This window comes from Vreelandella titanicae, from assembly GCF_014697095.1.
GTDB classification, from domain to species: Bacteria; Pseudomonadota; Gammaproteobacteria; order Pseudomonadales; family Halomonadaceae; genus Vreelandella; species Vreelandella titanicae.
Map to the genome: position 1 here is coordinate 1,787,894 of NZ_CP059082.1, position 18,927 is coordinate 1,806,820.

The 18,927-nt window shown below is 56.1% G+C and carries 20 protein-coding genes; 6 read left to right on the top strand and 14 right to left on the bottom strand.

What is annotated here, in order from left to right; genetic code table 11:
- Positions 1-4: 4 nt before the first annotated feature.
- Positions 5-475 carry an Lrp/AsnC family transcriptional regulator gene (locus HZS52_RS08310; protein WP_159177427.1) on the bottom strand — a complete coding sequence of 157 codons (471 nt, stop codon included), beginning with the start codon at positions 473-475 and terminating at the stop codon, positions 5-7.
- Between the two features lie 125 nt (positions 476-600).
- Here HZS52_RS08310 and HZS52_RS08315 point away from each other — a divergent pair, with 125 nt between their 5' ends.
- A complete protein-coding gene (locus tag HZS52_RS08315; protein WP_159177426.1) occupies positions 601-1,563 on the top strand; it encodes a nucleoside recognition domain-containing protein in 963 nt (320 codons plus the stop codon).
- Here the strand turns inward: HZS52_RS08315 and HZS52_RS08320 are convergent.
- The 8 genes from HZS52_RS08320 to HZS52_RS08355 all read right to left on the bottom strand — a co-directional run bounded on the left by HZS52_RS08320 (position 1,546) and on the right by HZS52_RS08355 (position 8,395).
- A complete protein-coding gene (locus HZS52_RS08320) occupies positions 1,546-2,172 on the bottom strand; it encodes a LysE family translocator (protein WP_159177425.1) in 627 nt (208 codons plus the stop codon). The two genes, HZS52_RS08315 and HZS52_RS08320, sit on opposite strands and share 18 nt — an antisense overlap.
- Positions 2,173-2,265: 93 nt before the next feature.
- The gene (speB, locus tag HZS52_RS08325; protein WP_190374537.1) at positions 2,266-3,252 is read right to left on the bottom strand and encodes an agmatinase; all 987 of its coding nucleotides are present in this window, start codon (positions 3,250-3,252) and stop codon (positions 2,266-2,268) included.
- A 10-nt stretch (positions 3,253-3,262) separates the two neighbouring features.
- Positions 3,263-4,552: a M20 family metallo-hydrolase gene (locus HZS52_RS08330; RefSeq protein ID WP_190374538.1), complete on the bottom strand. Its 1,290-nt coding sequence runs from the start codon at positions 4,550-4,552 to the stop codon at positions 3,263-3,265.
- Positions 4,553-4,572: 20 nt separating this feature from the next.
- Entirely contained in the window at positions 4,573-5,292 is a 720-nt protein-coding gene (locus tag HZS52_RS08335; protein ID WP_223828094.1) for a DUF1989 domain-containing protein, read from the bottom strand.
- A 55-nt stretch (positions 5,293-5,347) separates the two neighbouring features.
- Positions 5,348-6,166 (bottom strand): amino acid ABC transporter ATP-binding protein, encoded by an 819-nt coding sequence (locus tag HZS52_RS08340; RefSeq protein ID WP_317890278.1) that lies wholly within the window; start codon positions 6,164-6,166, stop codon positions 5,348-5,350.
- A complete protein-coding gene (locus HZS52_RS08345) occupies positions 6,153-6,848 on the bottom strand; it encodes an amino acid ABC transporter permease (protein ID WP_190374539.1) in 696 nt (231 codons plus the stop codon). The genes HZS52_RS08340 and HZS52_RS08345 overlap by 14 nt, the downstream gene beginning before the upstream one ends.
- A 13-nt stretch (positions 6,849-6,861) precedes the next feature.
- On the bottom strand, positions 6,862-7,518 hold the full coding sequence (locus HZS52_RS08350) for an amino acid ABC transporter permease (RefSeq protein ID WP_190374540.1): 657 nt from the start codon (positions 7,516-7,518) through the stop codon (positions 6,862-6,864).
- 49 nt (positions 7,519-7,567) lie between these two features.
- On the bottom strand, positions 7,568-8,395 hold the full coding sequence (locus HZS52_RS08355) for a transporter substrate-binding domain-containing protein (RefSeq protein WP_190374541.1): 828 nt from the start codon (positions 8,393-8,395) through the stop codon (positions 7,568-7,570).
- Positions 8,396-8,555: 160 nt separating this feature from the next.
- Here HZS52_RS08355 and HZS52_RS08360 point away from each other — a divergent pair, with 160 nt between their 5' ends.
- Complete coding sequence (locus tag HZS52_RS08360; RefSeq protein ID WP_190374542.1) at positions 8,556-9,518, top strand: LysR family transcriptional regulator; 963 nt, start codon at positions 8,556-8,558, stop codon at positions 9,516-9,518.
- A gap of 21 nt (positions 9,519-9,539) precedes the next feature.
- Here the strand turns inward: HZS52_RS08360 and HZS52_RS08365 are convergent, their stop codons facing one another.
- Entirely contained in the window at positions 9,540-10,517 is a 978-nt protein-coding gene (locus HZS52_RS08365) for a LysR family transcriptional regulator (protein ID WP_223828095.1), read from the bottom strand.
- Positions 10,518-10,619: 102 nt separating this feature from the next.
- On the opposite strand from HZS52_RS08365, the gene HZS52_RS08370 reads away from it, so the two are divergent.
- Positions 10,620-11,270, top strand: a complete 651-nt coding sequence (locus HZS52_RS08370; RefSeq protein WP_190374544.1) for a LysE family translocator — start codon at positions 10,620-10,622, stop codon at positions 11,268-11,270.
- A gap of 94 nt (positions 11,271-11,364) precedes the next feature.
- Here the strand turns inward: HZS52_RS08370 and HZS52_RS08375 are convergent, their stop codons facing one another.
- Genes HZS52_RS08375 through HZS52_RS08390 form a run of 4 tightly spaced genes read right to left on the bottom strand, consistent with a single transcriptional unit; the run spans position 11,365 to position 16,554 of the window.
- Complete coding sequence (locus HZS52_RS08375) at positions 11,365-13,485, bottom strand: TonB-dependent siderophore receptor (RefSeq protein ID WP_190374545.1); 2,121 nt, start codon at positions 13,483-13,485, stop codon at positions 11,365-11,367.
- Between the two features lie 47 nt (positions 13,486-13,532).
- Positions 13,533-14,678 carry an ABC transporter substrate-binding protein gene (locus HZS52_RS08380; RefSeq protein WP_190374546.1) on the bottom strand — a complete coding sequence of 382 codons (1,146 nt, stop codon included), beginning with the start codon at positions 14,676-14,678 and terminating at the stop codon, positions 13,533-13,535.
- 23 nt (positions 14,679-14,701) lie between these two features.
- Positions 14,702-15,499 (bottom strand): ABC transporter ATP-binding protein, encoded by a 798-nt coding sequence (locus HZS52_RS08385; protein WP_138799314.1) that lies wholly within the window; start codon positions 15,497-15,499, stop codon positions 14,702-14,704.
- Positions 15,496-16,554, bottom strand: a complete 1,059-nt coding sequence (locus HZS52_RS08390; RefSeq protein WP_009285902.1) for a FecCD family ABC transporter permease — start codon at positions 16,552-16,554, stop codon at positions 15,496-15,498. Before HZS52_RS08390 ends, HZS52_RS08385 begins: the two co-directional genes overlap by 4 nt.
- 255 nt (positions 16,555-16,809) lie before the next feature.
- Between HZS52_RS08390 and HZS52_RS08395 the strand changes: the two genes are divergently transcribed.
- The 3 genes from HZS52_RS08395 to HZS52_RS08405 all read left to right on the top strand — a co-directional run bounded on the left by HZS52_RS08395 (position 16,810) and on the right by HZS52_RS08405 (position 18,912).
- Positions 16,810-17,862 carry a class I fructose-bisphosphate aldolase gene (locus HZS52_RS08395; protein ID WP_190374547.1) on the top strand — a complete coding sequence of 351 codons (1,053 nt, stop codon included), beginning with the start codon at positions 16,810-16,812 and terminating at the stop codon, positions 17,860-17,862.
- 125 nt (positions 17,863-17,987) lie between these two features.
- The gene (locus tag HZS52_RS08400; RefSeq protein WP_082116848.1) at positions 17,988-18,263 is read left to right on the top strand and encodes a PAAR domain-containing protein; all 276 of its coding nucleotides are present in this window, start codon (positions 17,988-17,990) and stop codon (positions 18,261-18,263) included.
- A 187-nt stretch (positions 18,264-18,450) separates the two neighbouring features.
- Entirely contained in the window at positions 18,451-18,912 is a 462-nt protein-coding gene (locus HZS52_RS08405) for an Hsp20/alpha crystallin family protein (RefSeq protein WP_022521744.1), read from the top strand.
- Positions 18,913-18,927: the final 15 nt, after the last annotated feature.

Consider the following 18,927-nt stretch of genomic DNA (forward strand, 5'->3'; position numbering starts at 1 on the left):
TTTGCTATGTAGAGCGCAAGCTTTCCATCGGCACAGACGTATCAAACTTATGCCGCTTACGCGACAGTAGCGTGCGGAACTTGCGCAGATTATCATCGCCATAGAGCACGCGATCACAAAAGCTGTCGTACTCATCTAAATCAGCGACTGTCACTATCAATACAAAATCACACTCGCCGGTTACCTGATAGCACTGCTTCACTTCAGGGGCGCTCAGCGCTGTTGTTAAAAAACGCTGGTAGAGTGATTTGTTATCCCTCTCCATGGTGACTTCTACCACCATGTGCAAGCACTGCCCCAAGGCGTCAGGGTTGAGTAGTGCTACCTCCCGTTCAATGATTCCAGCGTCGCGTAATCGATTAACGCGCTTTAAACAGGCCGAGGGCGAAAGCCCTATCGCATCCGCTAGCGCCTGGTTGGTCAGGCTGGAGTTACGCTGAAGCTGGTCAAGGATTCGTCGATCAATGGCGTCCATGAAATAAAATGTCCTTTCTGAGCTCATAAAGAACGAATAGTGATTGTTAGTGCGGAATTGAAAAGAATATTCTGCATCTGCCCCATTATCATAACCGTTGTTCAAATGATGGCAACGGGGGCTTGATGCAGATAAAAATTCATCATCTATGGGCTTGGGTAACTCACCTATTACAAGACGCGCTGCGCGTGTACCTGACGCTGCTCAAAATCCTGATTCCAGCATTGCTTATCGTCAAAGCATTAGAGCTCTTGGGTGTTATCGGCTGGCTGGGAAAGGTATTAGCTCCCTTAATGAGCATACTCGGTTTGCCCGAGCAGTTGGGCGTTGTGTGGGCGGCGGCGCTCTTTACCAACTTGTACACCGCCATTGCGGTATTTCTTCAAGTAGCTGGTGATATGCACTTGAGTGCCGAGCAAGTGACAGTGCTGGGTGCATTAATGCTGGTAGGGCACTCAATTCCTGTTGAGGGGGCCGTTGCCAAGCGCGCTGGCGTACCTTGGTGGGCTACGTTAGTCCTGCGCGTAGGTGGGGCTTTGCTGCTTGCTTGGCTCTTGCACTGCTTCTATTCGTATTTTGGTTTGTTGCAAGCGCCAGTAGCATTGGTATGGCAACCAAGCTTGTCGACAGCGCCAACGCTAAGCAGTTGGGCTATTGCACAGCTTGAAACGCTAGCGCTTATCTTTGTGATTATTTTAACGCTGATTGTGCTCCTAAAACTTCTGAAAAAGCTCGGCCTGGAGCGCTGGATTCATCTTGGCTTGCTACCGCTACTCAAGCTATTAGGTATTGGCCGTTCGGCAGCGAATGTAACGGTGATTGGTTTTACGTTGGGATTAAGCTATGGCGCAGGGCTGCTGATTCGGGATGTGCAAAATGGCGTCCTCAGCAAGCGCGATAGCACGCTTGCACTATGCTTTCTCGGCCTCTGCCATAGCGTTATAGAAGACACGCTGCTGATCTTGATGCTCGGGGCCGATATAGCGGGCATTTTATGGGCACGGCTACTCTTTGCTGTTATTGTCACCGCGATGATTGCCCGTTGGCCCGCAACTACAATCAATAGGGCGCTACACCGGCTGCCGTAAGCGTAAAATGGATAGGCCCAATCCGATAAAAGCACTACCCATCAGGCGATTGACCCATGTCACCCGCGAGCGACTGCTCAGCCAGCGGGCGAGATGCTTGGCAAGGGTGCCGTAGGTCATCAAGGTGACAAAGGAGAGTGCCATGAAGGTACCTACCATGATGGAGAACTGAGGAAGCAAGGCGCGCTGCGTATCCAAAAACTGTGGAAACAGGGCAGTGAAGAACAGGATCGCCTTAGGGTTGCTCATGGCGACCAGTACACCTTCACTGACAGTGCGCCATCTGGGAGTGGGGTTTGCCGGGCTGGTTGAGACCGCAAGGGAGGTTTTGCTCCGCCACTGACGAATGCCCAGGTAGATCAAGTAGGCTGCGCCGCCCAGTTTAAGCAGGTTGAACAGCACTTCCGAGGCGTTCAACACCACCCCCAGCCCCAAGACTGCTGCACTGGCCAGTATGAGTAGGCCAGTGATATTCCCCAGCGACGAAAGCGCCACGCGCTTGGCTCCTCCTGCCATGCCATTGCGCACCGCGACTAGAAAAGCGGGCCCGGGGCTGGCAATGCTGACCAGTGCCACGGCAACAAAAAGCAACCAAGTGGAAAGCAGCATGGGCGCATCTCCTGACGGGGTTGAAGTGACTCATCGCATTAATCCTAATGGATAACACCCGTGTAGACGACTCCTTATCAACCATTGGTAAGTTTATTGCCTCTCACTGCCTACCTGCTCTGCCATTAAGCACAAAAGCTCGTACATAACGGTAGCGCCAAGCAGGGCCGTGTTACCGCTGGGGTCGAAGGGTGGGGAGACTTCCACTACATCAGCGCCGATAAGCGGTAAACCTCGAAAGCCGCGCACTAGTTGAAGTGCTTGCAGGCTGGTGAGGCCACCTACTTCAGGGGTGCCGGTGCCAGGGGCGAAGGCGGGGTCGATGCTGTCGATATCGAAGGATAGATATACTGGGCCACTGCCTACAACGCGGCGTGCTTCGGCGACCGTCGCTTCAATGCCAAGCGTATCCACTTCCTCCATAAACATCACCCGCATGCCACTGGCATCGGAGTAGTCCCAGCCTTGAGTGGTGTTTTGGGCGCCACGAATACCAATTTGTACCGTGCGTTTGGCATCAATCAATCCATGTCCACAGGCAAGCCGGAAGGGGCCGCCGTGGTGAAATTTTGAGCCCTGAAACTCGTCCCAGGTGTCGGTATGAGCATCAATATGGATCAAGCCCACCGGGCCATCGGCTGCCAAGCCGCGCAGGATGGGATAGGTAATCGAATGGTCTCCACCAACGCTTAGCGGGATAACGCCTGCTCGGCGAATAGCTGAGTAATAAGCGGCAATATCATTAGAGACCTGCTCAAGGTCGTAGATCGATGAAAAGCGAACATCACCTATGTCGGCAATGCGTGCCTGAGCAAAAGGGTCTAGACGGGTAACATGATGCAGGCTGCGCATCATGCTTGACTGGTTGCGAATCTCCCGCGGGCCGTGGCGAGCGCCCGGGCGATTACTAACGCCGCCATCAAACGGAATGCCGACCAGGGCAATATCGAGTTCCTCTAACGATTCGGCTAGCGGCGCACGCAAGAAGCTGGCTATTTCACGATAGCGTGGCTCCTGATGCGGTAGGTAACTTTCGCCGGAGGCGGCATTGCGGCGAGTGCCGTCGGTGCCCTTGGCCATGTGGCTCTCCTTATCGGGTTAAGCTCGCCAGGCTGGCGGCCAGTAGCTGAGTACCTGCGATGGCATCACTGAGTTCGGTATGCTCATCGGGGTGGTGACTCAGGCCATCGCTGCAGGGCACAAAAAGCATCGCCGTTGGGCAGTGGTTGGCGAGGTGAATCGAATCGTGAAAGGCGCCGGATACTAATCGGGGTGCCGTAATCCCCAGTTCGTGGGCGGTGTCATCCAGCAGGGCGGTGAAGGTAGCGGGAAACGTGACGGGCTCAACGCGCGAGAGTGATGTCAGTGTTGCTTTACAGCCTGCCCAGGTCTGCTGGGCGAGAGCGTTGAATTCGGCTTCCAGCGCTTTTAGCGTCGCGGCTCCCGGGTGACGTAAATCAATAGTGAAGGTGACATGGTCGGGAATGGTGTTCACCGAGCCAGGGCTGACGGCAAACTTGCCAATGGTAAAACGCACGCGGTCTTCGCTATCCCGGGCGGCCTCCCGCAGCGCGGTTGCCAGCGCACAGGCGCCTTCTAATGCATCGCGGCGCATGGCGCTCGGGGTGGTGCCTGCATGGTTGGCGCTTCCGGAAACGGTGACTTCAAACCAACTGACCCCCTGAATACCTTCGACCACGCCCACGGCAGGCCCTTCACGTTCCAGAATCGGGCCTTGTTCAATATGCAGCTCAAGAAAGGCGTGCATCGGCGTTGCCAGCGGGCGGCGGGGAACGCCTGCAGCGTCCAGTTCGGCCAAGCAAATATCCAGGGCGTGTCCCAGACTGACGCCGTCGCTGTCTTCGATCTGGCGGGTTTCCTCCAAACTACGTACACCACAGAATACCGCCGAACCCGAGGTGCCAGGGGAAAACCGCGCCCCCTCTTCATTGGTCCAGCTCACCAGCGATAGCGGGCGGCGCGGTGTAAAACCAACCTGTTTCAGTGCACGTAGTGCCTCGAGTCCTGCCAGCACGCCCAGCGCGCCATCGTACTTGCCACCCGCCGGTTGGCTATCCAAATGACTACCGGTGACGACAGGTTCAAGCGAGGGATCACTGCCAGGTACATCAATAAAAACGTTACCGATAGCGTCTACGCTGGCTTTTGCACCCAGGGCGCTTGCCTGCTCGATCAACCAAAGCCGGGCGCGGGTGTCGTTATCATCAAGCGCCAAACGCGCCACGCCGCCATCTGAACGGCCGCCTATCATCGCTACGTTTGCCAGGTCATTGGCCAGGCGTTCTGGACTTACCGCTGCGGCGATAGTCGCCAGGTCGATAGCGGGCTTGTCGGTTGGCTCATTAAGGCGGCTTGTCATCAGGCTCTCCTGGGCGATGTTTATTCGTAGACTTCGAAATGTACCTCGACAGGTACACAGTCTGCTCCATTGATGGGAATAATGTCTTGGGGGCAGGCGGACATGGCGACGATACAGTCCATCTCGGCGCGTAGTTCCACATAGTCACCGGGTTTGGAAACGGGTGGGCACCAGTCGACTTTCATCTGGTCATTGACCGGAATGTTCATCCATAGGTTGAGTGGCTGGGGTACCTCGGGAGTGACAACGCCTATCGCTTTCATCGCTAACCGCAGGTTGTCGGCGCAGCTGTCGTGGTAGCCCTCAACGCCCAGCGTCATATAACGGAACAGGTCGCAGGCGGCCATTAGCGTGTCGTGGATACCCGGCGACGTGTCGGCGGTGAGGGTCATGATCGGGCGGCGGCGGTTACTTATCAGTGGGTCACCTACCTGGGGAATCAGGGCGCTCAACCAGGCACGCCCGTGCTCCCAAGACATGAACTCGTTGATGTTATCGGTGCTAAACGCCCAGGTGTCGCACACTTGGGTACCGTGGGTATTAATAATGCGGATGGTTTGGCCGGCTTTTAGACGCACCGCTCGGCCGCCACGGGCGGCGACTTCGTAGCGCTCGCCGAGCACTGGTGTGCCGTCGGGGGAGATGGGGTTGTCTAAGCTGTGGTTGTGACCGCAGGGCTCGCTGTTACTGCGCGGTAGTTGCTCAATGCGAGCGTGGTCAAAGCGTGTGTCAGTACTCATTTGAATCTCCAGGTGTGTTGTCGTGGTGTTAGCTAATCGGTACATGTAAGTCGAATCAGTCGATATGACGCTCGCGCCAGGTATTCAAAAACTGTTGCAGGCGCTCACTTTTCGGCTGGCGAAACAGCGTGGCGGGCGAGCCGCTTTCGACTATCCGACCTTGATCCATAAAGATCACTCGGTCGGCCACTTTGGCGGCGAAGCCCATTTCGTGAGTAACGATCACCATGGTCATGCCGTCGCTGGCCAGCGCTTTCATTACATCAAGCACTTCGCCCACTAGTTCTGGGTCAAGCGCCGAGGTGGGTTCATCAAAGAACATCACTCGGGGTTTCATAGCGAGTGCCCGGGCGATGGCCACACGTTGTTTCTGGCCACCGGAAAGGCTCTCAGGAAAGTGACCCGCGCGATCGGCAAGCCCAACCTGCTCGAGCATGGCCATGCCTTCAATGTCTGCATCTTGGCGTGACAGGCCATTCACCAAGCGCAGCGCTTCGGTGACGTTCTCCAGCGCGGTACGATGGGGCCAGAGATGAAAGTGTTGGAATACCATGCCCACCGGGGCGCGCACTTCATCGACGCGTTTTTCACTGGTACGAACGCGTTTACCGGCGCGGTCTTCATAGCCCAACAGCTGGCCGTCGATGTAGACGCTGCCGTGATCGTAGGGCTCTAAAAATGCCAGGCAGCGCAGCAGCGTTGATTTGCCGGAACCGAAAGGGCCAATGACGCAGACCACCTCGGAGGGCGCAAGGCTGAAGTCGATGTTGGTCAGCACTTCCAAGTCGCCGAACTGTTTGCTGATGCCGTGTGCTTCAACCATCGCTTTTTGACGGGAAGAGGATGCGGGCAAGTGTGTTTCAGCCGTTGGCATGGATCGCTCCTGGTTGGGCAGCTTGGCGCGGTTGACGATTGGCTAAGCGTTTTTCCAGCGCATAGCCTCCCCGGGCAATCAGTTCAATCATTAACCAGTAGAGTAGGGCGACCGCCAGATAGGGCTCGATCACCTGAAAGGTTTGGTTAACGATGGTGGTAGCGTTTTTGGTGAGGTCGTCCACTGAGATGATTGAAATCAGGGCGGACTCTTTCACCAAAATAATCAGCTGGTTGGTACTCGGAGGAACGATTAAACGAGCCATTTGGGGAATCTGAATACGAATTAGCGTGTGCCAAGGGGAGATCCCCAGCATGCGTGCTGCCTCAAGTTGGCCCTTAGCAATCGACTTGAAGCCACCACGATAAATTTCCGCAAAGTATCCTGCGCCATACAAGCCAATGCCGGCGACTCCAGCAATCTCGGCATCCAACCGCAGGCCAATACTGGGGCCACCGTAATAAAGTAAAAACAGCAGGATCAGCAGCGGCGTGCCGCGGCAAACCTCCACATAACAGGCCACCGGGTAGCCGAAAAGGCGAGGGTTAGCTAAGCGTAGCGCTGCGAGTACCAGGCCGAGCGAAAGTGCCAGCAGGCAGCCTAAAAAACAGATCCATAGCGTATTCCACAAGCCTTGCAGAATCAGGCCACGCGCTTCCCATAGCAGGGCAATATCTAACATAGCGGACACTCCCCTATTCGGTGGCTAGGCCGCCGGTCATGCGGCGTTCTAAGTAAGCGCTGATTCGCGCCAGCACAAGATTGACGGCAAGATAAAGCACGGCAGCGGCAAGATAGGTTTCCAGTGGCTGAAAAGTGCGCGAAGCGATTTGCTCACTCACCCGCATAAGCTCAGTGACCGCAATCACCGAGATCAGCGATGAATTTTTGAGAATGGTAATGATCTCGTTGGTTAGCGGCGGCAAGGTAAGACGCAATACCTGGGGCATGATGATGCGCCGCCTGGTTTGCCACGCCGAAATACCCGCCATACGCGCCGCTTCTATTTGCCCAGCGGGAATATGGCTGATGCCACTGCGGAAAATTTCTGCCTGAAAGGCGGTGGTATTCAGCGTTAAGGTCAAAATGGCGGCTGAAATAGGCGCGATCTCAATGCCTATCTCGGGCAGCAAATAGTAGACCAGCAGTAGTTGCAGCAAGATGGGGGTGCCACGCCAAAAGCTGCGGTAAAGCCCACAGGGCCAGCGCACCAGACGGTAGCGACTGGTTAAGCCAAAGGCCAGCAACACGCCTAATACCAAGCCCAGTGCGATGGCGCAAAGCGAGACCACCAAGGTGGTGGTCAAGCCCTTAAGCAGCACAGGGTAGTGGTTGAGTAAAATCTCAAACATGGTGCACCCTTAGAGAGAAGAGAATCGTCTTAGCGAACTGCGCGGCGTGTTACTCGGCCGCTGGCAGTTCTAAAGGCAGATCCATCGGGCCGCCGAACCATTTCTCTTGTAGCTCTTTCAGAGTGCCGTCTTCATTGAGGCGTTGAATTTGCTCATCCATAAAGGCATTTAGCGAGGCGCTCTCTTCGTCATTACGACCTGCCCAACTAAAGTAAACCGGGTCACCAAAGGTGCCGACCACTTCAAATACCTCGGGGCGGGTGCGCTCGGCTTCGAGCAAATTGGGCAGGCTGTTAATCACCACATCAACGCGGCCGGTACCCAGCTCGGCGTATGCCTCGTCAACGCCTGTGTAAGTGCGGATATCTTCAACAGGGGTGCCCGCTTCCTCAAGCTCGGCGGCCAAGGCTTCTAGCGCCTCAAGTTGAGCAGAACCCGCTTGAGCGGCGGCTACTTTGCCGGCGATATCCTCAGGTGAGTTGATACCCTCTTCGCCCGCGCGTTTTAGAATCGCCATAGTGGCATCGGCAATCGGTGCGCTGAGGTGATACCGCTCCATGCGCTCAGGTGTGGCGGTGACCGAGGTGATCACGTAATCAAAGCGCTCGCGCTCAAGGCCCGGCAGAATACCTTGCCAGGGAAGATCCATACGGATCAGCTCGACCCCCTCAAGCTCGGGCATGATGTATTCCATGATATCGGCGGAGTAGCCAACAATCTCACCCTCTTCAATGTATTCAAACGGGGCGAAGCGCGCTTCAGTGCCGACAGTAAAGGTGCCGTCTGAGCGAATATCGTCAAGCAAATCACTGTGCGCAGTAGAGGCAAAGCTAACGCCAAGTAAGAGGCCTGCGGTAATCGTCGGGATGCGTTGCATGGGGATGCTCCTCGGAGTGGTGATACTCGAATCAAAAGGCGAAGGCCCGTTGAACAACAACCCCTTGAGTAAAGCAGGCGTTATGCAACAATAAAACTGCTATCTTTCGATGTTTGTACCCGTTTTATTGATGTGAATTGCACTAACGTAGAGCACTCTAATGAAACTCTCAGCTGCCGATCTTAAAAGCCTCTCTGTATTCCTTGCCGTGACTGAGCATCGCGGTTTTGCGGGCGCGCAAACGGCGCTGCATATGAGTCAGTCCGCTGTGAGTTTTCATATCCGGGCACTTGAAGAGCGGGTAGGCTTCACTGTATGCCGACGAGGGCGACAGGGGTTTGAGCTCACTGAGCGGGGCACAATGGTGTATGAGCGTGCCAAGGTGTTGCTTGCCTCCGTTGATGATTTTGATAGCGAGATGAGCGAGCTGCGCAGCTCCGTTTACGGCACGCTGCGTTTAGGTGTTGTCGATAACACCATTATGGATGTGGATCTTGATCTGCAGGGGGTGATTGGCGAATTTCTGCGCAAGAACCCTAAAGCGCGTCTCAACATTACGGTAGGCAGTCCTGATCGCCTGATTGGTGAGATTGCCAATGGTGAAGTACAGCTCGGCATCTTACCGGAAATGGCACAAATTGAAGGCCTGCAGCATCGTCAGGTTTACACCGAAGTGCATGGCATCTACTGCGCAAAACGGCATCCGTTGTTTGCCCGTGATAGCGATCAGCTAACGATAGAAGAAGTGATCAATCACCCCTTTGTGGTGCGGCCCTATGCCAACCTGCAAGAGCTTAAGAGTTTTCCCAATGCCCAGGTGGGCGCCCATGCCTCCAATATGGAAGCCCAGGCTCTGCTGATATTGAGTGGCCACTTTATCGGTAACTTGCCCCGCTACTATGCCAACCACTGGGTGGAGCGGGGCGAGCTCAAAGCGCTGCTGCCAGATCAGGTCGAAATCGCGTCGCCGTTTTGTGTCGTTACCCGAGCGGGGCGACGCCCCTCGCTTATCGTGCGAACCTTTATTCAGGAACTGGTAGCAAGGCTTTGGCAGCAGTCACATTTGGTTGAGGCATATAAGGGGGATGAGCTTTTTAAAACCTCACCGACGCCTGAAAGCTAACTTCCAGCGGGTCGCCGACCACTAAAAGGAGGTCTCAGGCGATTCGTAGGGAGGAGCCAACAGCTCCAGCTTATGGGGTGACTTATTATACAAAGTGGGCTCCTGATCCAATCGCTCGGCCATAAAACTGATAAAAGCACTAAGCTTCGGCGGCAGGTACCGAGTCGGTGGATAAAGCACCCAGGCCTCACCACAATAATAGCTGGTCTTGAACTCCCATTCCGGAAGTACTTGGACGATATGCCCCTGCTGCAACGCATAGCGAGCGGTGAAGTACGGCAAGCTGCCAATGCCAAGGTGTTGCAACACCGTATCCAGCCTTGCACCAGTGTGATTGACCGCATAGCGGCCATGCACATTGACGCTCACGTTCTTGCCGTTGCGCTGGAATTTCCAACGGGAATCACCGGGCTCCTCGCCCAGAAAAATGCAATTGTGCACTTTCAGATCGTGCGGGTGCGCTGGTGTGCCTTGACGCTTGAGATAGTCCGGCGTCGCGCAAAGCATGTGGTCGATGTCAATGAGCTTTCGCCCCATAAGACCTGGTGAAGGGCGATCAGTAATGCGGATTGCCAGATCCACCTGATCATCGATCAAGTCCACATAGCTATCCTTGAGCTGTAACAGAACATCGATTTTGGGATAACGCGCCAGGAAGTCAGGAATGTGGGGGTGGATGACAAAACGTCCTACCGCCTTCGGCACACTGACTCGTATTAGACCTTGTGGTTCTGGGTCGAACTGCCCGGAAACGGCCATCACGGCTTGCGCTGCGCTCACCATATCGACGCAACGTCTATGAACCTCATGCCCGCTTTCGCTCAGCCGCAGTTTGCGGGTCGTGCGCTGGAGCAGCCGGGTACCCAGCGCCTTCTCCAGGCGGGCAACCGAGCGGCTGATTGCCGAGGGTGTTGCGCCCAACTGGCGTGCCGCTTCTGAAAAGCTGCCGGTTTCGACCACCTTGACGAAGACTGCCATTTCGCCCAACAGGGCGACCATCTTATTTGTGCTCATGAGGCAAAAAATATTTGAATTTACGCTGGATTATCGCAGCTGCTCTTTATCAATACAATTGATAGTCGATGAGAGAGGAGCGGATATATGACACCGGATTATCTGGCGGAATTTCTCGCCCTGGCCGCCATCCACTTTCTTGCAGTCGTGGCGCCGGGGCCGGATTTCGCCGTTACGATTCGCCAGAGCGTGCTCTATGGGAGGCGTCTAGGCATCGCTACGGCGGTTGGCATTGGTGCCGGTATCTCGGTACATGTGATCTATACCTTGCTGGGGGTTGGCGCGTTGATGCACACAACCCCCTGGTTACTGAGTGCGGCCGAGTTAGTGGGCGGAGCCTACCTGTTATATCTCGGCATCATGTTCATCCGGCAGGCAGGCAAGCACACAGCCGAGTTGGCGCTGGATGCCGCAGCCGAGAGAGGGGCAAGGAGCTTTCGACAGTCGTTCGCGTTGGGGTTTCTGACTAATGCTACCAACCCCAAGGCGACGCTGTTTTTCCTGGCCGTGTTCACGACTGTGGTCAGTGATTCGACGCCATTGCGCATTCAAATGTTTTATGGCGGCTGGATGTGCCTGGTCAATGCCGGTTGGTTCGTGTTGGTCAGCCTTGTGTTCACCAGCCCGCCTGTTCGCGAGCGTTTTCTGCGTATTGGTCACTGGTTCGAGCGGTTAATGGGAGTGCTGCTCATCGCCTTTTCGATGCGTTTGTTGTGGGGGATCGGAGGGATAATGTAACGCCCGACGTACTGTATCGGGCGTATTCAAGCACTAGTCTTCCGGCTTTGGCAGCAGTCACATTTGGTTGAAGCCTACAAAGGCGATGAGTTGTTCAAAACTTAACCGACGCCTGAAGGCTGACTTCCAGCGGGTCGCCGACCACTACCCGTGTGCTTCCACCGCTTGAGGGGTAGTAAGTAGTATCGAACAGGTTCTTGGCGTTGAGCTGCAGGTGCAGGTTGTCGCCTAGCCAAGGGGTATCCCAGCCGATAAACGCATCGGCGACGGTGTAGGCGTCTAGCTGGAAACTATTGTCGGCATCGCCTTCGCGCTCACCCACGTAGCGTACCCCGCCGCCCAAGCGCCAGTTGCCCATTTCCGGGCCGGTATTCAGGTCGTGAGCCAAGTAAAGGCTTGCGGTGTGGCGTGCGGCGTTGGTTAGCCGGTTACCTTCGGTACCTTCGGTATCTTTCAACACCTCGGTATCGGTATAGGCGTAAGCGCCTAACAGCGAAAGCTGATCGGTCAACTGGCCGGAAACCGTTAGCTCCACACCCCGGGAGCCCGCTTCGCCTACCGTGCGGGTGACGCCGTTGTCGGAGACGGCGACATTCTCCTTGCGGATATCAAATAGCGCAGCGGCTAACGAGAGCTGGTCGTTCCATAGGTGTTTGACGCCGATCTCACTGCCCATACTGTGCTCAGGATCCAGCGTCTTGCCCGTATCGCTGTCGGCGCCATTGGGCACAAAGGCTTCGCTATAGCTGGCATAAACCGACGTATCCGGAGTCAGGCGATGCAGCAGGCTGACCGACGGCAGGAAAATATCGTCGCTGATATCGGTGGCGGTCACGAAGGGGCGGCCACGGCCACCAAACTGCTCATAGCGGGTATAGCGCCCGCCTAGCCCCAGCGTCCAGCGGTCGTTGAAGTGCCAACGGTCATTGAGATAAACGCCGGTCGTATTAATCTCATCCAAGCGGTTGCTTCGCGAGGTGTTAAGGCGATCGCTATCCAGATTAAGACCGCCGTAGCTCATATCATAAATATTCTGGTCGGTGACCGCCGAACCGCGATACACATCGCCCACGTAGTCCCGGCGGCGTTCGTGATCAATCCCGACAGTCAGGTCGTGGCGCATGCCAGCCAGAGTGGCGGTACCGGTGGTATCCCAGGCGGTGTATTGCACACGGCGGTCAAAGCCGTAGTTGGCGTCTGCACGGCGGGTTAGTGCGCCGGTGTCTTCATTCACACGCAATACCCGCGGTTGGCCATCGCTGTACTGGCGGCGGTTCCAGCCGTAGGTCAATCTTGTCGACCAGTCGTCGTTGATATCCTGCTCCCACCAGGCGGTGACCGCTTCGTCGTGACCAAATACCCGCGACCAGGGTTCATCGAAACGGCGGTCATTGGGTACCTTGGCGGGCTCACCGTCGACAATCACCGTGCCGCGATCCAGGTCCAGGTCGTAGTCGCGATACTCATAGGAGATCTGCGCGCGACTGTCGCTGCCTTCCCAGCGTAGCGAGGGGGCAACGATAGTGCGTCGATTGTTACCGAAGGCTCGAAAGGAGTCTTCATCTTCATGGTGGACGATAAAGCGGAACGCCAGGCCGGTATCGGCAAGCGGGCCAGTGACATCGACGCTGGCATTGCCGCCGCCCAAGGAGGTGGCTTCGGCGCTGATTTCGCGCTGCCACTCGTACTCAGGGCGTTTGGTCACCAAATTGATTACCCCGCCAGGATCCTGCTGGCCTTGAAAGAGTGAGGCTGGCCCCTTGAGTACTTCTACATGGTCTACCGTCGCCATGGAGAAGGTGCCCCGGGGCTGGCGAATGCCGTCGATCAACGTCGAACCATCGCTGTTGCTGCCGAAACCGCGTTTGATAAAGCCGTCTTCGGTGCCACCCATATTGTTGCCTTCGGTGACCCCTGCGACCATCGCCATCGCCTCGGTGAGGCTGTCGATATTATGATCGGCCATCACCTGGGCGGTGACCGTCTCTACGGTGCGGGCTTCTTCCAGAAACGATACCGGCTGTTTGCTGGCCAAGCTGGAGCGCTGGGCACGATAGCTCTGCGGGGCCACGTCAGTGAGGCGATCTGAGGTGACGATCAGTGTTTCTGAAACTGTTTCTGAAACGGTCTCATCGGTTTGTTGAGCATAGGCATAGGGCAGCGGGTTCAGCAGTAGCAGCGGCGAAAACAGCGCAATGGTTCGTGAGCGGAACATGGGTGGTATTGATCCTTTTGGTCGTCAGTGGGTGGAATGAGCAAGCGTTATTGAGCGCTGAGGGCACCCCAGAAGTGGCCCTCGCGGCTTAGCTCTGGCGTGGTGGGGAGCAGGGCGTCGAAGGTGGCGGCCGGGTCGAGGTCACTAAAAAGCGCGGGGTGCAACCACTGGGCAATACGCTCCAGTGCCACGATGGCGAAGGGGCCTTGGTGGAACCCGTGCCAAAGCGCATAGAGTTGCCCTTGCTGAACGGCGTCGAGATGTTGCCAGCCGGGCAGTTCTTGACTAAGCGAGCGCAGGTCTTGGGCAATCTCTGCATCGCTAACCCCAAGCCCCACGCTGATGCCATCCCCCGCGGCCCACTGCCCCGCGGTATTGATAATGACGTCGGGCGGGTGGCTCAGTACCCATTCGTTGCTTAGCGTCGCCGAAGCGCCGGGGGTTAATGCATCGGCGATATTCTCGCCGCCTGCCCGTGCGACCAGGTCGGCCAGCCCGTTTCTTAAATTGGTACGGCAGCAGTCAACTTTTACTCCAGGGGCGACATTGATCAGTACCCTGGGCGGTTCAGTGGGATGTTCTGTCAACCTCAGCTCTGCCAAACCCTGGTCGATACGCGCCAAGCGCTGTTCAATCAGAGAGATCATACGGTTGGCCCGTGGCGTCGCGTTCAATGCCTCGCCTAAAAGAGCCAGGCTTTTGGGCGTGTTTTCCAACGGGTGGCGGTTAAAGTCGATAAACAGGTAGGCAATGCCCAACTCGTCGAGTAGCTGCGTCAAAGGGGAGCCTTCAACGCTGCTGGCACGTGAGAGATCAAACAGCACCAGATCCGGAGCCAGATTCAGTAGCGCTTCGCTATCGAGCTGGGGGGTTGGTGCGTGTGAAAGCGTGGGCAGCTGGGCAAGCGCGGGCCACTGGGTAGTAAAACGCTGGGCCATGGAAGGGTCGAACACGGCCAACGGATAGACCCAGCCCGCCAAGTGTTCGGTCGGGTTATCCAGTAAGCTGGCTAGCGCATAGAGCTGGCGCGGCTGGGTAAGAAATAGCCGTGATGGCGGTGCTGAAAGCGTTACCTGGCGCCCGGCGAGATCGGTAAGTTGTTTGGGAAAGCCCGCCTGTGAACCGGCTGCCCAACAAGCGGTAGTGCTTAACAGACTGATCCAACACAACAGATTGATAGCCAGGTGGCGCATTGGGTTATCCTGGATTGACGTCGCTAAATGGAGTGCGCAGTTTGCTCACTGACGCGATCGCTAAGCACAATTGGCCGCCCCAACGAGCATTGCTCGACCCGTGACTCGACTCCGTAGGCGGCGTGCAGTACGTCGGGGGTAATCACCGTGTGAGGGTCGCCGGCAGCCAACAGACCACCGTTGCCAAACAGCAGCACTTGGTCGCAGAAGCGCAGGGCCAGATTGATATCGTGGATAGCCATCAGGCAGACCGACTGCCGTTCCGCAATCACTGTGCGCACGGTATCGATCAGTGCCAGCTGCCAACGCAAATCCAGCGCACTGGTGGGCTCATCCAGCAGTAACAGCGCCGGTTGACGGGCAATCGCCTGGGCCAGACCCACCATCTGGCGCTGACCGCCGGAGAGTTCGCTTAGCGGGCGTAAGGCTAGCGGTCGAATGGCCAGCGCATCGAACACACGCTCAATCAATGCCTCAATCGCCGCGCGGCTTAAATCGGGGCGCACCGCACGGCAGGCGCTGAGCACCGCTTCATAAGCGACTAACGTGGTGGCCTGAGGGAGCATTTGCGGCAAATAGCCCACATGGCGCATCCGCGCTGCGCCGCTGAGGCTGGCGAGGTCGATATCGTTGAGCTGCATTCGCCCGCTGGCCGGTTGTAAGCCCGCGATAGCTTTTAACAGGGTCGATTTACCCACCGCATTGGGCCCCAGCACCGCGACCAGCGAACCGGGGGGCAGTGTGGGCAGGCTTAGCTGGTCGAAGACGCGCCGTTTGCGATAACCGGTCGTGAAGTTGCTGAGCGTAAAACCTGCCTTCATCGTGCTCGCCCCTGCATCATGATCAATGCCATAAAGAAGGGGATACCCACCAGCGAGGTCACCAGACCCACGGGAAGCACCAACCCATCGACCAGCGTTTTACTGGCGATAGAGGCAAGCGAAAGCACCAACGCCCCGGCCAGGGCGCTGCCCGGTAAGTAAAAGCGGTGATCTTCACCCAGCGCCAGCCGGGCCATATGTGGGCCGACTAACCCTATAAAGCCGATAGTGCCCACAAACGCGACCGCCGCAGCGGCAAGTAAACTCACCCGCAGTAGCGAGATAAGCCGCAGGCGTTCAACCGCAATGCCGAAGCTGCGTGCGTGCTCATCACCCGAGCGCAGTGCCGTCATCGCCCAGGCGCTGCGCAGTGAGAAGGGCAAGCACACTGCCAGTACTGCTGCCACGATGCCCACCGTCTCCCAGGAGGCACGGGACAGGCTACCCATCGTCCAGAACACTAATTGCTGTAACGCATCGGGACTGGCGATGAGCTGCAAAAGTGCAACCAGTGCATTGAGTACAAAGACCAGCGCAATACCAAACAGAACGATAATCTCACGACTGGCCCCGTAGAGGCGCGACAGCGCATTGATGGTCAAAATCGATGCAGCCGCAAACACAAACGCCATCAAGGCGGTGGCGTAGTGGGCATTCAAGCCAAACAGGGAAAAGTTGAAGACAATCACCAGCGATGCGCCGAGGGTGGCCGCTGCGCCCACACCGAGGGTAAACGGACTGGCCAGGGGGTTATTCAGCACCGTTTGCATTTCCGCACCGGCCAGGCCCAGGGTGGCGCCTACCAGTACCGCCATTAGCGCTGCAGGCATGCGGATCTCCCAGACAATGGCCTGCTGAATCGGGCCTTGAGCATGGGCATCAAACAACAGCGCGATTAAATCAGCCATTGGGATATGTGCAGGGCCACTGGCGATATCAGCCAGCAGGGAGATGACCAAGGCGATGGCTAAACCCGCGACAATCAGCAAACGGAGAACGATAAAGCGCCGATAGCTGGATGCCAACGGCGCAATAAGTGGCGAAGAGGCGGGCATTATAAAGGTGATTCCAAGTGTGAAGCGAAGGAAACAAGAGGAGTCTTATTTGCGACTAACACTCATTCTTGATTGTGTTTTCATCTTTTAGTCGTAGTCTTGTCAACTGTCGGGAGACCTAGCGCCACCTGATTGCGGTGGTGCTTTCCCTATGCTCTATTGAAGCGCTAGGCTTTATTAAATCGATACGCTTTATTTAAGCAGTTTTTGGCATACACTTACTTTTTGTTACATACAAATATAAAGGAGCTCATCATGACTGATATAGCCGCTTTGCTTGGCAGTGACGCCGAGAGTTTGCTTAATCACACGTGCCAGGGCGTACCCCGTGAGAGCTTGCACCTGCCGGGCCCAGACTTTATTGACCGTGTTATGGCGGATAGCGACCGCAGCCCAGCGGTGCTGCGCAATATGCAGAGTTTGTTTAATCACGGTCGTTTGGCGGGTACTGGCTACCTTAGCCTATTGCCGGTAGATCAGGGCATTGAACATTCGGCAGGCGCCTCTTTTGCTCCTAACCCACGCTACTTCGACCCGGCCAATATCGTTGAGCTGGCACTCGAAGGTGGTTGTAACGGCGTGGCATCGACGCTGGGCGTGTTGTCATCGGTGGCGCGGCGTTATGCCCACAAAATCCCGATGATGCTCAAGCTTAACCATAACGAAACGTTGAGCCATCCGGCGATATACGATCAGACGCTATTTGCTGATGTAGACCAGGCCCACGACATGGGGTGCGTGGCGGTGGGGGCGACGATTTACTTTGGCTCCCATGAGAGCCGTCGGCAAATCATGGAGATTAGCGAGGCCTTCGAGCGCGCTCACCAATTGGGAATGGTAACGGTCTTGTGGGCTTATTTACGCAATCCAGCCTTCAAGCAGGACGGTACTGATTATCATGTCGCAGCCGACCTCACCAGCCAAGCTAACCATATGGCCGCAACCCTCAAGGCGGATATCGTTAAGCAGAAACTGCCTGAGAACAACGGCGGTTACCGTGCAGTAGGGTTTGGCCATACTCACGACAATGTCTACAGCGAGCTAACCACTGACCACCCCATTGATTTGGCTCGCTACCAGGTTGCCAACTGCTTCATGGGCCGCGCGGGTTTGATTAATTCCGGCGGGGGCTCCAAGGGGCATTCTGATCTCGGTGAAGCGGTGCGCACGGCGGTGATCAATAAACGTGCCGGTGGTATGGGCTTGATCTCAGGGCGTAAGGCCTTCCAGAAACCCATGCAGGAAGGCGTTGAGCTGCTGCATGCGATTCAGGATGTCTATCTCTCTACCGATATTACGGTTGCCTGATGGCTGGCAGTTGGCTAAGCGTAGGCCCTTAAGTGAGCACTAACAAACTTGATGAATATTAATTAATATTAAATAATCGTCCTATTGAGATGTTTAAAACGGCATACGCTTAAAGGAGCTATATCATGAGTGGAAAGCCAGCAGCACGTATTACTGATCTTACCGCGTGCCCTATCCCAGGGCACGGTACAAACCCACTAGTCAGTGGCTCGCCTGATGTTTTTTACGATAGCTTGTCTGCCGCAAGGTTAGACGATAAATCTGCTTGCGGCAGTCCTATTACTCACGAAGTCTCGTCCACCGTATTCGTCAACGGTAAGCCAGCCGCTGTCCTGAGCAGTGTGGGTGCCCACGGTAATGAAGTCATCACCGGATCGGGGACGGTCATTATCGGTAAGTAGTGGTGTCTGCCTCCATTGATCGGGGCGCTGACGACCGTAAAAAAGCCTCAAAAATTGCCATCCAGACCCTTGAAAATCGACTGACCGCTCCTATTTTTTACATCGTAGAGGCTGCTTCTGTGGGTTGCGTAAGAGGCTGCCTCTTATGACAATTCTCACAGTCTGCTTAACGTAGGAGGTGTTCGATATGTTCGATGATCTCAAGCGTTTTGAAACCGGCTCGCCTCGGCAGTTTGACTGGTTTAGTCAACTGTTGGACGGCTTCTTCCCCGATGGCAATGCGATGGATATTCGTGCGGTGCCGCGGGGTAGTTTCCCGATGATCAATGTGGCGCGTAGCGATGATGCCGTGCGTGTGTATGTGTTTGCTGCGGGGTTGGCACACTCTGATCTGACCATTGATATTCAAGACAATGTGCTGACGCTACGTGGCAAGCGAGACTCTGTGACGAGTGGCAATGAGGATGGCAGCTCGCGCCCGGTATTTCGCCGAGAGCGCGCCAGCGGTGAGTTTGTAAGGGCGATTGCACTCCCCGATGGCTTAGATGCCGAGCGGGCAGAGGCACGCCATGCCCATGGTGTGTTCGAGATCGTGTTGCCTAAACGCGAAGAACTCAAGCCGCGGCGTATTGATGTTCAGGCGGCGTAAATCATGTTTGTTAAC

Coding starts and splice junctions, on each gene's coding strand:
- HZS52_RS08385 (WP_138799314.1), bottom strand. CDS start 15,499: ATGAAGGCAGGTTTTACGCTCAGCAACTTCACGACCGGTTATCGCAAA.
- HZS52_RS08320 (WP_159177425.1), bottom strand. CDS start 2,172: ATGCTGCTTTCCACTTGGTTGCTTTTTGTTGCCGTGGCACTGGTCAGC.
- HZS52_RS08355 (WP_190374541.1), bottom strand. CDS start 8,395: ATGCAACGCATCCCGACGATTACCGCAGGCCTCTTACTTGGCGTTAGC.
- HZS52_RS08370 (WP_190374544.1), top strand. CDS start 10,620: ATGACACCGGATTATCTGGCGGAATTTCTCGCCCTGGCCGCCATCCAC.
- HZS52_RS08340 (WP_317890278.1), bottom strand. CDS start 6,166: ATGCCAACGGCTGAAACACACTTGCCCGCATCCTCTTCCCGTCAAAAA.
- HZS52_RS08365 (WP_223828095.1), bottom strand. CDS start 10,517: ATGGTCGCCCTGTTGGGCGAAATGGCAGTCTTCGTCAAGGTGGTCGAA.
- HZS52_RS08360 (WP_190374542.1), top strand. CDS start 8,556: ATGAAACTCTCAGCTGCCGATCTTAAAAGCCTCTCTGTATTCCTTGCC.
- HZS52_RS08400 (WP_082116848.1), top strand. CDS start 17,988: ATGAGTGGAAAGCCAGCAGCACGTATTACTGATCTTACCGCGTGCCCT.
- HZS52_RS08350 (WP_190374540.1), bottom strand. CDS start 7,518: ATGTTTGAGATTTTACTCAACCACTACCCTGTGCTGCTTAAGGGCTTG.
- HZS52_RS08395 (WP_190374547.1), top strand. CDS start 16,810: ATGACTGATATAGCCGCTTTGCTTGGCAGTGACGCCGAGAGTTTGCTT.
- HZS52_RS08310 (WP_159177427.1), bottom strand. CDS start 475: ATGGACGCCATTGATCGACGAATCCTTGACCAGCTTCAGCGTAACTCC.
- HZS52_RS08330 (WP_190374538.1), bottom strand. CDS start 4,552: ATGACAAGCCGCCTTAATGAGCCAACCGACAAGCCCGCTATCGACCTG.
- HZS52_RS08315 (WP_159177426.1), top strand. CDS start 601: ATGCAGATAAAAATTCATCATCTATGGGCTTGGGTAACTCACCTATTA.
- HZS52_RS08380 (WP_190374546.1), bottom strand. CDS start 14,678: ATGCGCCACCTGGCTATCAATCTGTTGTGTTGGATCAGTCTGTTAAGC.
- HZS52_RS08390 (WP_009285902.1), bottom strand. CDS start 16,554: ATGCCCGCCTCTTCGCCACTTATTGCGCCGTTGGCATCCAGCTATCGG.
- HZS52_RS08375 (WP_190374545.1), bottom strand. CDS start 13,485: ATGTTCCGCTCACGAACCATTGCGCTGTTTTCGCCGCTGCTACTGCTG.
- speB (WP_190374537.1), bottom strand. CDS start 3,252: ATGGCCAAGGGCACCGACGGCACTCGCCGCAATGCCGCCTCCGGCGAA.
- HZS52_RS08345 (WP_190374539.1), bottom strand. CDS start 6,848: ATGTTAGATATTGCCCTGCTATGGGAAGCGCGTGGCCTGATTCTGCAA.
- HZS52_RS08335 (WP_223828094.1), bottom strand. CDS start 5,292: ATGAGTACTGACACACGCTTTGACCACGCTCGCATTGAGCAACTACCG.
- HZS52_RS08405 (WP_022521744.1), top strand. CDS start 18,451: ATGTTCGATGATCTCAAGCGTTTTGAAACCGGCTCGCCTCGGCAGTTT.